6 protein-coding genes are annotated in these 13832 nt (G+C 68.0%); 4 read left to right on the top strand and 2 right to left on the bottom strand.

Features of this window, described 5'->3' with window-relative positions; translation table 11 throughout:
• The first annotated feature begins 955 nt into the window (after positions 1–955).
• Both VFU06_00775 and VFU06_00770 read left to right on the top strand, forming a co-directional pair.
• Complete coding sequence (locus VFU06_00775) at positions 956–2110, top strand: hypothetical protein (GenBank protein ID HEU5207915.1); 1155 nt, start codon at positions 956–958, stop codon at positions 2108–2110.
• A 725-nt stretch (positions 2111–2835) separates the two neighbouring features.
• Positions 2836–5790, top strand: a complete 2955-nt coding sequence (locus tag VFU06_00770) for a M14 family zinc carboxypeptidase (protein HEU5207914.1) — start codon at positions 2836–2838, stop codon at positions 5788–5790.
• A gap of 334 nt (positions 5791–6124) precedes the next feature.
• Here the strand turns inward: VFU06_00770 and VFU06_00765 are convergent, their stop codons facing one another.
• On the bottom strand, positions 6125–7732 hold the full coding sequence (locus VFU06_00765; protein ID HEU5207913.1) for an MATE family efflux transporter: 1608 nt from the start codon (positions 7730–7732) through the stop codon (positions 6125–6127).
• A 301-nt stretch (positions 7733–8033) separates the two neighbouring features.
• Here VFU06_00765 and VFU06_00760 point away from each other — a divergent pair, with 301 nt between their 5' ends.
• Positions 8034–9737 carry a M28 family metallopeptidase gene (locus tag VFU06_00760; protein ID HEU5207912.1) on the top strand — a complete coding sequence of 568 codons (1704 nt, stop codon included), beginning with the start codon at positions 8034–8036 and terminating at the stop codon, positions 9735–9737.
• A 373-nt stretch (positions 9738–10110) separates the two neighbouring features.
• Here the strand turns inward: VFU06_00760 and VFU06_00755 are convergent, their stop codons facing one another.
• Positions 10111–12804 carry a PIG-L family deacetylase gene (locus tag VFU06_00755; GenBank protein HEU5207911.1) on the bottom strand — a complete coding sequence of 898 codons (2694 nt, stop codon included), beginning with the start codon at positions 12802–12804 and terminating at the stop codon, positions 10111–10113.
• Between the two features lie 117 nt (positions 12805–12921).
• Here VFU06_00755 and VFU06_00750 point away from each other — a divergent pair, with 117 nt between their 5' ends.
• The gene (locus tag VFU06_00750; GenBank protein HEU5207910.1) at positions 12922–13827 is read left to right on the top strand and encodes a DNA-formamidopyrimidine glycosylase family protein; all 906 of its coding nucleotides are present in this window, start codon (positions 12922–12924) and stop codon (positions 13825–13827) included.
• Positions 13828–13832 lie beyond the last annotated feature (5 nt).

The raw sequence follows: 13832 nt of genomic DNA, 5'->3' as shown, positions 1-13832 counted from the left end.
TGAGCCCGCTGAGCCCGCTGAGCCCGCTGAGCCCGCTGAGCCCGCTGAGCCCGCTGAGCCCGCTGAGCCCGCTGAGCCCGCTGAGCCCGCTGAGCCCGCTGAGCCCGCCGTCCGTCATACGAACGTATGAATGATGATAGTGACGCAGCATCCAGTACGCAAGGGACCGGAGCCTCCCGCGTGTCTCACTCCCGGTTCGAGCGCGGCCTGGTCCCCGACCCTCGAGACTTGTTTGGATGCCGGCGCGGAGGGCAGACGCTCGGAGCCTCTTCGCCCGATGAGGCGCCAACCGTGCTCGCTGACCGACCGCTTGTCGTGCCAACGGGCCTATAACCCGATTACTCGTCACTCGTCTATTGATCGACTCGACGTTTGGCGCGTTATGGGGCCTCGGGCCCCACAGTGCGCCAACGGGCGATTCGCGGCGCACGCTTGTCTCCCTATGGGGCAGACGGCGGGAGTGCGCGTGCCAAGCGTCAGTCGCTTGGAGCGCGTGCCAAGCGTCAGTCGGTTCGAGCGCGTGCCAAGCGTCAGTCGGTTTGAGCGCGTGCCAGACTCCGGTCGCTCTGAGTGCGGCGTCAGTCGCTTTGAGCGTCTGCCAGGGTCGGTCGCCTTGACTGACGGCGTCAGTCGCCTGGAGGGCGTGCCAGGCGTGGGGCGCTGGAGCGCGCGTGCCGGACGTCGGTCGCGCTTGCAGAGCGTCGGGCGGTCGAGGACAGGGGCAGGGAGGCGCAGGGGCGCGCCGAAGATTCCTGCTGACCCTGCATCAACGCCAACCGCACCCGCGCAGCGTTCTGGCTGCGTGCCGACCGCTGTCTGCCTAGCCGGTCCTCGCACTGATGGTGCGGCGCGTCGGCGAGTCTGCGCCGCACTGTTGTTCCCTGTCGCTTCGTACGTCTTTAGCTTGGGCGCTGAAGCCCTGCCGATCTTCTGAATTCAACTCTCCAGTCGTGGAATGACGAGATCTTTCCGATTTCTAGCTGTTGCAGCGGTGGTGGTGTCGGGTGCGTGCAGTGGGGGCTGGCATCCGGACGTCGAGGAAAGTCCGCTGGTCGAGGCGCGTCCGGGTGCGGAGCTCGCAATGCACGTCGACGAGGAGGCGGGTGAACTGGTGCTGGAGCTGCCACCGGTGGACATCCCGGCGCATGGTGCCGATGCGGGGCATGGTCATGCGGGTCATGTGACCGATGCGCTGATCGGGCGCGTCCCGGTGACCGGCTGGTTGCGAGGGTTCCGCACGGAGCTGGTGGATGCGCACGGGGACACGGTGCCGTCCGTGCTGCTCCACCACATGAACCTGATGACGCCGGACAGGCGGGAGCTGTTCAGCCCGATCATGCAGCGTGTCGCGGCGGCGGGGCACGAGACGGCACCGGTCGAGCTGCCACGGATGCTCGGGTATCCGGTAGCGGCAGGTGAGCGGTTGCTGCTCAAGGCGATGGTGCACAACCCGACCGGCACGGATTACCACGGTGTGCGGGTGCGTGTGCGGATGCCTTTCACGCCGGGCGATGCGAAGCTCGCGCCGATGCACGTGTTCCCGTTCTACCTCGACGTGATGCCACCCGCGGGCATTCATGCCTACGACCTGCCGCCCGGTCGCTCGGAGCAGAGCTGGGAGGGACGCCCGGCCGTCGAAGCGCGCATCCTCGCCCTGGGCGGTCACCTGCACAAGTATGCGGAAGTGCTGCGGCTCGAGGATGTCACGGTGGGCAAGGTGCTGTGGGAGACGAAGCCCAACGTCGATGACGACGGCAATGTGATCGGCATGCCGCAGGACTACCTCATCAAGCGACTGGGCATCAGGCTGGATCCGTCGCACACGTACCGGCTGACGGCGATCTACAACAACCCGACGGGTGAAGTGATCCCGGAGGGTGCAATGGGCGCAGCGGGAGGCATCGTGCTCGTGGACCGCGACGCGCCCTGGCCGGGCGTGGATGCGGCAGACCCGCAGTACGCGCTGGACGTGGCAACGCAGGTCGAGGGGAAGGACGCGGGGATGATGAACGTGAACCACGAGCCGGCGGCCGGCGGTGCGACGTCGCATGAGTCACACGGCGAGGCGACTCCGGCAGGGACGCTCCCGGAAGCCGCGCATCAGCACTGACCACAGGCGCACTCCGGGGGCCGCGCATCAGCACTGACGACAGGCGCGCCCCGGAGGCCGCGCATCAGCACTGACGACTGGCCCCCGGGACGCGAGCGGCAGCCGGAAACGTTGCAACAGGGATCCGCCGTGTGGCGTGTGTGACGTTTCCGGCGCTGGAGGCCGGTTTCGTTACAACACCGCGGACCCGCCAACCCAAATGTGACATTTCCGGCGCTGGAGGCCGGTTTCGTTACAACACCGCGGAGCCGCCAACCCAGAATGCAACGTTTCCGGCGCTGGAAGCCGGTTTCGCTACAACCCCGCGGACCCGCCAACCCAAATGTACGCTTCCGGCGCTGGAGGCCGGTTTCGCTACAACCCCGCGGACGCGCCCACCCAGATGCAACGTGTTCGGCGCAGACAAGCCCGTTGCGCTACAACCCCGCGGACCAGCCCACCCAGATGCAACGTTTTCGGCGCAGAGAAGCCCGTTGCACTACAACCCCGCGGACCAGCCCACCCAGATGCAACGCTCCCGGCGCATAGAGGCCCGGTTCGGCCATAACACCCCGGACCCGCCATCCGAAATGCAGCGTTTCCGCGCCGGACACGCCCGTGCAGCAGGACCCGCATACCAGCGTCCGAAGTGCATCGGCGGCGGCGACGTCGTGCTTGCACGAAGCGGCAGGCCGGCCGATACTCCTGCGAACCCCACACGCCGTTATCCCGACATGGAGGTCGTGATGCGACCCATCCACGCGCGCGCTGTCGTGCGCTGGTTCGTTGCAGCCATCCCGTTCGTGTTCGTCGCGTCCGGATCCGGTGCGGCGAGTGCGCAGCAGTCCCAGGACGCGGAGTACACTGCGGCGATCCGGGAGTACACGACGGAGCCGTTTTTCCTGACTCCGCTGATCGACTACCTGCCGGAGTCGTCGACGGTGCCTTCGCCGAAGGACGTGCTGGGGCACGTGATCGGCCAGCCGGACGTGCTGCACTACCCGGAGGAGATCTACCGCTACATGCGTGCGGTGGATGAGGCGTCGGACCGGGTGAAGGTGTTCACGATCGGCCAGACGGAGGAAGGTCGTGAGATGCTGCTGGTCGTCGTCGCTGACGAGGCGTCGATCGCGAACCTGGAGCAGCACAAGGCGGAGCTCGGCAGGCTGGCGGACCCGCGGGGCACGACGGAGGAGGAAGCGCAGCGCATCATCGGCAGCGCGAAGCCGATCTACTGGGCGACGGGTGCGATTCACGCGCCGGAGACCGGCTCGCCGGAAATGCTGATGGAGCTGGTCTACCGGCTGGCGGTGGACGAGGGCGAGCACGTCCGTGCGATCCGCGACAACCTGATCTTCATGGCGACGCCGATCGTGGAGGTGGACGGCCGCGCAAAGGTGGTCGACATCCACATGGCGCGGCGCAAGGACCCGGACGGCAACTACCCGCGCAGCCCGCTCTACTGGGGCAAATACGTCGCACACGACAACAACCGCGACGGCATGGGGCTGCAGCTCGCGCTGACGCGCAACGTGCTGAGCACCTTCCTCGAGTGGCACCCGACGGTGCTGCACGACCTGCACGAGTCGGCGTCGTACCTGTACACGTCGACGGGGCGCGGGCCGTACAACGCGTGGGTCGATCCGATCGTGGTGAACGAGTGGAACCGGCTCGCGTTCAAGGAAGTCAAGGACATGACAGCGTGGGGGGTACCGGGCATCTACACGTTCGACTTCTATGACGGGTGGGCGCCGAACTACCTGTTCTGGATCGCGAACATGCGGAACTCGATCGGGCGTTTCTACGAGACGCAGGCGTCGCGCGACGCGTCGACGCATATCGTCCGCACCAACGTCGATCGCCAGTGGCACCGCCCGAGCACGCCGCTGCCCGAGGTGGTCTGGGGCATCCGCAACAACGTGAACCTGCAGCAGAGCGCGTTGCTGATCGCGCTGCACGAGGTGGCGGTCGAGCGCGAGGAGTTCCTGCGCAACTTCTGGGAAAAGTCGAAGCGCGCGATCGCCAAGGCCGCCACGGAGGGTCCGGCCGCCTACGTGCTGCCCGCCGACGACCCGCGCCCGGGACAGCAGGCGCGCCTGCTCTCGCTGCTGCAGCAGCAGGGTGCCGAGGTCCAGCGTGCGACGTCGGACTTCAGCATCGGCGATACCCGTTACCGCGCCGGCAGCTTCATCATCCGCATGGACCAGCCGTACTCGCGCGCGATCGACATGCTGCTCGACGTCCAGTACTACAACCCCGACGATCCGCGTCCGTACGACGACGTCGGCTGGACGCTCGGCCCGCTGTTCAACGCGCGCGTCGATCGCGTCGAGGACGTCGCGGTGCTGGATGCGCCGATGTCGCCGGTAACGGAAATTTCGCCTGCAGGCTCCGTGCAGGGCAGCGGCAGCGCGTACATCATCGACTACAACGCGGACAACTCGCTGACTGCGTTCCGCTTCGCGAACCGCGAGCTGCGCATGCAGGCGGCGGAGCAGGCGTTCGACGCGGCCGGCCGCAGCTTCCGTGCGGGCAGCTTCATCATTCCCACGCGCGGCAATCCCGGCGACCTGCGGAACCGGCTCGAGCGCGCAGCGGCGGAGTACGGTTTCACCGCCTACGGCGTCGGCGCGGTGCCGTCCGTTGCGACGCACGCGGTCGCAGCGCCGCGCGTGGCGGTCGTGCACACCTGGCAGCGCACGCAGGACGAGGGGTGGCTGCGGATCGGGCTGGACGAGTACGGCGTACCGCACGACTACATCTCGGTGCACGAGGTGCGCGACAACCCGCGCCTGCGCGAGCGCTACGACGTGCTGCTGCTCGGCCCGACGTCGTTCGACGCGCTGAGCGTGGTGCGCGGGGTCACCGGCGAAAGCCCGCTCCCGTGGAAGCGCACGGACGTCACGCCCAACCTCGGCCGGCAGGACGAGACGGACGACATGCGCGGCGGGCTGGAGCTGCGCGGCGTGCAGAACCTGCAGCGCTTCGTCGAGGAGGGTGGCACGCTGGTCACGCTGACCAACAGCGCGTCCCTGCCGCTGCACTTCGGCTTCGTGCCGGGCCTCTCGATCCGCGAGACGGAGAACCTGTGGGCGCCGGGCGGCGTGTACCAGGCCGTTGCCGCCGAGAAGACGAGCCCGCTGCTGTACGGCTACGACGAGACGGTCGGCGTTTACTTCAACCAGCGCAGCTCACCCGTGTTCGGTGCGCAGCAGAACGAGTTCGCGCGCTTCTTCGGCGGAGGCAGCAGCGCCAACGCGGAGCAGGCCGCGCGCGAGGGCGCAACGACAGCGCGTCGCAGCGGTCGTGGTGGCATCGACGAGGAAGACATCGTACAGGGCCGGCCGCGCGACATGGGTGCGGCGGGTGTCGAGGCGTTCCGCGCACGGCAGCAGGAGGAAGAAAACGAGATGGCGTTCTTCGGCTTCGGCCAGGAACAGCCGTCGTACCGCACGATCCTGCGCTACGAGCCGGACGTCTCGAAGCTGCTGATCAGCGGCGGACTGAACCATGGCCGCGAGCTGGCGAACACGCCCGCACTGGTCCAGGCGACGCTCGGTCGCGGCAACGTGGTGATGTTCTCGTTCAATCCGTTCTGGCGCGGGCAGACGCTGGGGACGTATGCGATGCTGTTCAATGCACTGATGCATCACGAGGCGCTGGGCCTTGCTGCGCCGGCGGCTGTGGCTGATGAGCAGTGAACGGATTCATTGTTCACCGCTGAGGCGCGTCGGGCGCTGAGGTCTTTTCACACAGCGGTCACAGCGGTCACAATGGACACGGAGGGGTCCGCGGTTATCCGCGGGCCCTTCTGCATTGATGCTCTGTTTTATTTTGTATTGCTGCAACGCACCCGAAGGTGACCGGATGCAGGAAACGTGGATCGGCCCCGACGCAATTACAAAATGAAAATACTGATGTACCGCATGCTGACGGCCCACGACGACGTATCACAGTGTCCTCAGTGCCCACTGTGACCTCTGTGTGAAAAAATGATCTCAGCGCCCTCCACGCCGTCAGCGGTGAAGAAAATCCCTAGACCCGCACCTCGATGTGCGCCCACTTGCCCTGCCGGAACTTGATCAGGCTCAGCAGGCAGCGCGTGATGTGGCCGAGCAGGATCGCGAGCCAGATCTCCCAGGGCTCGAGCGTGCCGGTCCGGTCGAAGAAGAAGCAGAGGCCGATGGGCAGCACGACCTGTGACACGATGGAGATGTACAGCGGGCTGCGCGTGTCGCCGGTGCCCTGCAGGCCGCCCGTGTAGGTGAGCGCGACGGCGATGAAGATGCCGGACACGCTCAGGAAGCGGAGCAGCTCGGTGCCGAGCTCGACGACGACGGGGTCGCTCATGCCGAAGATCGCGAGCAGCTGGCCCGGGAAGAGCAGGAACAGCACGCCGAAGAAGATCGCGATGGCTGCGGCGAAGCGGGCGGCGACGTTGACGGCGTCGGCGGCGCGCTGCGGGTTGTTGGCCCCGAGGTTCTGGCCTGCCACTGCCGCGGCCGCGCCCATGAGCCCGACGGCGGTCCAGGTGATGAACGAGAAGATCTGCGTGTATGCGACGGTGTAGGCCGCCTGCGCCTGCGCGCTGAGTGCGAGCGAGCCGATGAAGCCCAGCAGCAGCACGCCACCGACGTTCATCGCGATCCCCTGGATTCCGGTCGGCAGTCCGAAGCGGAACAGCGCGCGGATGATCGACCAGTCCGGTCGGAGGCTCATGCCCCTGGGGAAGCCGACGACCCAGACATTGCGGCGGAGCTGCACGACAGCGTAGACGCCGACGGCCCCGGTCGCGACGACGGTGCCGAGCGCGGCGCCCGTCGTGCCGAACGCCGGGATCGGGCCGAGGCCGCGGATCAGGATCACGTTGAGCACGATGTTCAGCACCGTGACGAGGACGCCGAGTCGGAGCGGGGTGCGCGCGTCTCCGGCCGAGCGAAGCGCGCCGCCGAGCATGAAGAACAGCAGCAGTCCCCAGCTGAAGATGAACATGATGCGCAGGTACGGCATCGCTTCCGCCTGCACCGCGGGCGCTGCATTGACGATGTCGAGCAGTGCGGGCGTGAGCACGTAGCCGAGCGGCGCCATGATCCCGAACGAGATGATGAGCGCGGTCAGGAACGCCTGGTAGACGGTGCGGTTCACCAGCGTCTGGTCGTCGGCGCCGGCGAACCGCGCGACGAGCACGCTCATTCCCGTGAACAGCGACGTGATGAACACGATGACGACGAGGAAAACCTGCCAGCTCACGCCGATCGCTGCATTGCCCTGGTAGCCGACGTAGTGTCCGACCATCGCGTGGTCGATCATGCCCTGCAGCCCGCCGATCAGGTTGTTGACGATGGTGGGCCAGGCAAGCTTCCAGACGGCAGGCGACAGCGGCCCCTCCACAATGGACCGGTCGAAGCGCGACGAGCGTCGAGGCGGCTCTGCGCTGGCCTCTGCGCCGGAGTCCGCCGCGGCTTCTTCCGATGTCGCGGCGGCAGCGGCGGCAGCGGCCGCGGCGGCCAGGTCACCGCTGGAGCCGCTGGCGCCGGGGTGGGCGCCCGGAGCATTGCTGGCGTTGTCGTTGTCCGGGGTCATGTCGTTGTCGAACGTCGACGACGCGACGTCGCGTGCCGTGTCCGCGGGTGCGGGGTCCATGGGCATTCGTAAACAATCGCAGAAGCATCCACTCCCGTGCAATGGGCGTGGTGCGGTGAACGAAATCAGACGAGACCGGGGTACCTCCGAGCAATGAAGGCGTGCAGGAGGACGTGGGGAGACGAGCGAGCGGTGCAAACCCCGACACGGCGGGTACGATCGCCGCGTGTTGCGCCGCCGACGGCGGGAGATCCGACGTCGCCGCCATCCGGGCACCACGCCCGCCGATTTGACGCATCCGGGCCCGCGAGTCGACTATTGGGCGACCCCACTCGACCGATTCCACCATGGACGTGCACCAATGAAGACCTACTCGCGACTCCTGGCGACCGCGGCGGCGCTGGTGCTGACCGCATGCACGATCGAGCACAATCCCGGACGGACCGGCCCGGCACCGGATACTGCCGGCATCCGACGCGCCGCCGACGCCATCACGAGCGACGGGCTGCTGTCCGGGATTGCCGCGCTCTCGCACGACTCCATGGAGGGACGCTCGCCGGGCACCCCCGGCGAGGAAAAGACGGTGGCGTACCTGGAGCGGGTGTTCCAGGCTGCCGGGCTGCGGCCCGGGAATCCGGACGGGACCTGGACGCAGGCGGTGCCGCTGGTCGGGTTTTCCACTGAGCCGGAGGCGACCCTGAGCGCGGGTGGGCAACAGATCGCCCTCTCCTTCCCCGCCGACTACGTCGCGGTCTCGCGCCATTTCCAGCCGGAAGTCTCGGTCGACGCCTCGGACCTGGTGTTCGTCGGCTACGGCGTGGTCGCGCCCGAGTACGGCTGGGACGACTACAAGGACGTGGACGTGCGCGGCAAGACGATCGTGATGCTGATCAACGACCCGCCCGTCGGCTCCGGCGATGATCTGGACGAGAACATGTTCCGCGGCGAGGCGATGACGTACTACGGCCGCTGGACGTACAAGTACGAGATCGCTTCGGAAAAGGGAGCGGCTGCCGCGATCATCGTTCACGAAACCGGGCCGGCCGGTTATCCGTGGGAGGTCGTCAGCGGCAGCTGGGGGCGGGAGAACTTCGATATCCGCAGCCCCAACGCCGATCCGAACCGCGTGCGCGTGGAAGCGTGGATCACGGAGCCGAAGGCGCGCGAGCTGTTTGCCGCGGCCGGCCAGGAGTTCGATGCGCTGAAGGAGCAGGCGCGCACGCGGGAGTTCCGCCCGGTCGACCTCCGTGGTACCGCGTCGTTCCAGCTGCGCAACACGATCCGCGAGGTGCAGTCGCGTAACGTGGTCGCAAAGCTCGAGGGCTCGGATCCCGAGCTGCGCGACGAGTACGTCATCTACACGGCGCACTGGGACCACCTCGGCCGCGACACCACGGCGGAAGGCGATCAGATCTACAACGGCGCACTCGACAACGCGAGCGGCACTGCGGGCATGGTCGAGATCGCCAAGGCATTCGACGCGCTGCAAACGCCGCCACGCCGCTCCATTCTCTTCCTCGCCGTGACCGCCGAGGAGCAGGGGCTGCTCGGCGCCAAGTACTACGCCGAGAACCCGCTGTATCCGCTCACCCACACGGTGGCGAACATCAACATCGACGGACTGAACCAGTGGGGCCGCACCGAGGACGTCGTGATCGTGGGACGCGGCAACTCGACGCTGGAGGACGCGCTCGCCCAGGTGACGCAGGGGGAGCGGACACTGGCCGACGATCCGGAGCCGGAAAAGGGCTTCTACTACCGCTCCGACCACTTCGAGTTCGCGAAGCAGGGTGTGCCCGCGCTGTACGTCGACGCCGGCACGGAGTTCATCGGCCGGGACGCGTCATACGGCGAGGAGAAGCGCGAGCAGTACACTGCGAACGACTATCACAAGCCGAGCGACGAGATGAAGCCGGACTGGGACCTGTCGGGCGCGGTGCAGGACCTGCGGATGCTGTTCCGGCTGGGGTTGATGGTCGCGAACGACAGCGTACTGCCGCAGTGGAAGGAAGGAACGGAGTTCAAGGCGCGCCGCGATTCGATGATGGCTGGTCGACGCGACTGATGTCAACGGATTTTATTCACCGCTGAGGCGCAGAGGGCGCTGAGGTTGGTTAACCGCTGAGATCTTGCGCAGGGCTCGTTTTTTTCACACGGAGGTCACAGCGGACACGGTGTGCACAGGGAGCCTGCGGTTATTCGCAGGCTCTCTGCATTTCAAGCTGCAATGTTCTTGGTTGGGTTCGTCGCGGCGAGAGAGTGGCGCATTACCGGATACGTCATGCGCCCCGCAGCCACCACAGAATGCGTACTCGACGGCACCGGCGACGCTGATCCTGTTGCGATGGAGCACGCTGTGTCCGCTGTGGACTCTGTGTGAACATTCATCGTCGACGGCCAGCCCTCAGCGGCCTCAGCGCCTCAGCGGTGAACAAAATTCAGTCACCAGCAACACCGAGAGATACGAGGTTCGCGAACAGCCGGTATGCGCCCGGCACACCCTCCGGCAGCTGCCGGAAGAACGCGAGGCCGGTGTAGACGTAGTAGCCTTCGCTGTAGCGCGCGACCAGCAGCGATCCCTGGAGAGGTGACTCGCCCGGGTCGCTCATGGCCAGCAGCGGAGTGTACGCCTCGTCCCACGTGTCTGCGAAGTAGAGTCCGCGCTCGTGGACCCAGCCGTCGAAGTCCCGCGCTGTGATGCGGTTCGGCCACGACAGGACGGGATGCTCCGGCTGCAGGAGCTGCACGGGCGCGGTCTCGTCGGTGACGCGGCCGTGCGGCCGCGCCATCGTGATCGGGAAGGGGGTGAAGCCGCCCTCGACGAGCTCGTACTTGTTGTACTGCACGATCACCGTGCCGCCGTTCCGGGCGTAGGCCAGCAGGCGCTGGTTGTGGCGGATCAGGTCGGTGCGCACTTCGTAGGCACGGATGCCGGCAACGATCGCGTCGTAGCGGCCGAGGTCGCGAGTGGCGAGCGCGGCGCTGTCGAGCAGCTCGACGCGTGCGCCCATCTGCCGCAGTGCGTCCACTCCGCCGTCGCCGGCGCCCTCGATGTAGCCGACCAGGAGGTCCGGCGCCATCTCGACGTCGATGATCTGCAGCGCGGCGGACGCGCCGTGGTAGAGCGGGCGCGGCCGGATGTGCGGGTAGGCGATGATGTCGTAGCCGCGTGCCCACGCACGTCCGTCCTCCGCAACGAGCTGCGCATCGAGCGCGCCGCGTGCGCTGCCGGCGTCGGCGGTCGGCGCAACCTCCACGCTCACCCTGCGCGCAGCGCCCGGCGGCAGTGCGACGGGCTGCGTCGCTGGCGTGATGCGCCAGCCGCCGTTTGCGATGCGCAGCTCGCCGCGGATCGTGTCGCGTGCGGCGGAGCGGAGTGTCACCGTGAGCGTGCGTGGCCCGGTCGACGCTGCCGGCACGACGAGCACATCGGGTGTGATGTCGACGGACACCGCGGGGACCACGAGCACGGGTGTGCGCATTTCACCGAGCGCCTTGTCGACGGCAACGTGCTCGACCTCCTGTACATGAGCGATCTGCGCGCCGTCGATGGTCGCCTGGACGCTGGCGCGGATGGTCGGCGACTCGAAGGGCAGCCCGCGCAGCTGCTGGTCGTCGGGCCAGGTGTAGAGATCGCCCGTGCGCGCTGCGCGCAGGAAGTACGGCTCGTCCGGATCCGCCGTGGCCGGCACCTGCACGACGAACGTGCGGCGCAGGACGTCGCCTGGCTCCAGCCGGATCCCGGCGGCGAAGGGCGTCGCATGCGCACCGCCAGCAGAAGTGGCGCTCGCATCCTCGACGACGCGGCTCGCCCCCGAGCCGCCGTTGTTCGGGGTCGTCGACGCCGTGCCGGTACCGCTCGTCTCTGCGAGCTGCGCGCTCCAGCGTTCCGGCAGCAGCGGCTCGAGTGCATCGATGGTGACCGGGTGAGCTCCGCCGTTCCAGGCAGCGAGTGTCAGTCGGATGGTCTCGCCGGGGACCACGCGTGGAGCGTCCGCGGTCGCATCGATCACGAGCCCCGCGGCGAGGCGGAGCGCGGCGTCCAGGTCTGCGCGCTCCGCGTCGAGCAGCAGGCGCGCATCGACGTCGTCGGCAGGCGCCGCTGCAATCGCCTGCTGCAGCGCCTGGTCTGCCTGTGCGAGCAGTGGCAGCAGGGCCTCGGGCGCGAGCGGGTTGAACGCCGCCTGCGCCTCCTGGACGATGCGCTGGTAGCGGGTCAGTGCGCGTTCCGCGGCGGGCAGGCGCGCCGCCAGCTGCGCAACGGTCGAATCGACGCCCGCGAGGATGGATGTCGCGGTGTCGTGTGCAGGCGCAGCCCCGTCCGCTCGTGCGATGAGCGCGAACGCCGCACTGTGCGGCCCGAGCGGCTCGTCCTGTCCCATGTCCTGCGAGCGGTGCCGGCTGCGGCTCGCCATCGCGACCTGGTAGTGCGAGCGGCCGAGCAGCGGATCGTAGTCGCCGGTCGCGAGGTGCAGCCGTTCGTCGCCGGTGGGTCGCCAGAGCGACTGATAAAGGGCGTGCGCCTGGTGTGCCGCGCCGAGGTGCGGAAAGCGCGCAGGATCGGCGGCCGCCTCGAAGCCTGCGCGCGCCAGGATGCCGGCGGCCTGGTGCTGGCCATGGCCGTCGTTCGGGGTTCCGCTGAAGACGGAAACAATGATGTCGGGGCGGAACCGGCGGATCACGCTGACGACGTCGGCGAGCAGGCTGTCGCGGGGCCAGTGCGAGAAGGCCTCGTCAGCGCTCTTGGAGAAGCCGTAGTCGTAGGCGCGGGTGAAGAACTGCCGTGCGCCGTCGAGCCGGCGGGCCGCGAGCAGCTCACCGCTGCGGATCAGGCCGAGCCCTTCCTGCAGCTCCGGCCCGATCAGGTTCTGGCCGCCTTCCCCGCGCGTGAGCGAGAGGTAGGCGACGTCCGCACCCTCACCCAGTGCGAGCGTGCTCAGCACCGCGGTGTTCTCGTCATCGGGATGCGCGGCAATCATCAGCACGCGCGTGGTGGTGCCGAGACGTCGCAGGGCCAGGCCGAGCGCCGCGGCGCCCTCCGCCTCGGTCGCCTGGGCGAGGGCGGCTGCGGGTGCGCCGGCGAGCAGCGTGAGGACGAGCAGCAGGGCAGGTTGGAATCGTCGCATGAGCATGGGGTACTCTACAGGAGCACTGCGGGATCCGACACCTGCGGCGCCGTCGCGGTCACCGCCGGCGGCACGGGTGTCGAGAGCCCGATCAGAGAATCGTGACGCCCCGGACCAGTTCACATGCCCGAATACCCCGAAGTCATGCTGTACCTCCATGCACTGGAGCCGCGCATCGTCGGGCAGCGGCTCGAGCGGCTGCGGATCGCGTCGCCGTCGCTGCTGCGCAGCGTGGAGCCACCGCCGTCGGAGCTGGAGGGTCGCCGGTTGACGGGCCTGGAGCGCATCGGCAAGCGCATCGTCTTCGCCTTCGAAGATGACCTGTTCGCGGTGCTGCACCTGATGATTGCCGGGCGCCTGCAATGGAAGCCTGCCGGTGCACCGATCCCGCGACGGCTCGGGCACGCCGCATTCGACTTCGAGAGCGGCACACTGCTGCTCACGGAGGCGGGCACGAAGAAGCGCGCGCAGCTGCACCTGGTGCGCGGCCGTGCCGCACTCGAGACGTTCGATCGCGGTGGTGTCGATCCGCTGCAGGCCTCGCTGCCGGAGTTCGCGGCGGCGCTGCGGCGCGAGAACCGCACGCTCAAGCGTGCGCTCACGGATCCGCGCATCCTGAGCGGCATCGGCAACGCGCATTCCGACGAGATTCTGCACGAGGCGCAGCTCTCGCCCGCGCGCCTGACATCGCGGCTCGAGCAGGCCGAGATCGAGCGCCTGTACGAGGTGACGCGCTCGTCGCTGGCAAGCTGGGCCGACCTGCTGGTCGACGAGGCGGGCGGGGACTTCCCGGCGAAGGTGACGGCGTTTCACCCGCGGATGGCGGTACACGGCCGATACGGCAAGCCGTGTCCCCGCTGCGGCAGCCCGATCCAGCGGATCCGCTATGCCGACAACGAGACCAACTACTGTCCGACCTGCCAGACCGGTGGAAAGCTGCTGGCGGACCGGGCCTTTTCGCGGCTGCTGCGCGAGGACTGGCCGCGCTCGCTGGATGAGCTGGAGCAGCACTTCCAGGAGCGGCGCTGACGCAT

Source organism: Longimicrobiales bacterium (assembly GCA_035764935.1).
In the GTDB taxonomy this organism is placed as follows: domain Bacteria; phylum Gemmatimonadota; class Gemmatimonadetes; order Longimicrobiales; family RSA9; genus DASTYK01.
Note: the sequence above shows the minus strand (reverse complement) of the source record. Positions and strands in the feature narration are given on the sequence as shown.

Coding starts and splice junctions, on each gene's coding strand:
- VFU06_00775 (HEU5207915.1), top strand. CDS start 956: ATGACGAGATCTTTCCGATTTCTAGCTGTTGCAGCGGTGGTGGTGTCG.
- VFU06_00760 (HEU5207912.1), top strand. CDS start 8,034: ATGAAGACCTACTCGCGACTCCTGGCGACCGCGGCGGCGCTGGTGCTG.
- VFU06_00750 (HEU5207910.1), top strand. CDS start 12,922: ATGCCCGAATACCCCGAAGTCATGCTGTACCTCCATGCACTGGAGCCG.
- VFU06_00765 (HEU5207913.1), bottom strand. CDS start 7,732: ATGGACCCCGCACCCGCGGACACGGCACGCGACGTCGCGTCGTCGACG.
- VFU06_00770 (HEU5207914.1), top strand. CDS start 2,836: ATGCGACCCATCCACGCGCGCGCTGTCGTGCGCTGGTTCGTTGCAGCC.
- VFU06_00755 (HEU5207911.1), bottom strand. CDS start 12,804: ATGCTCATGCGACGATTCCAACCTGCCCTGCTGCTCGTCCTCACGCTG.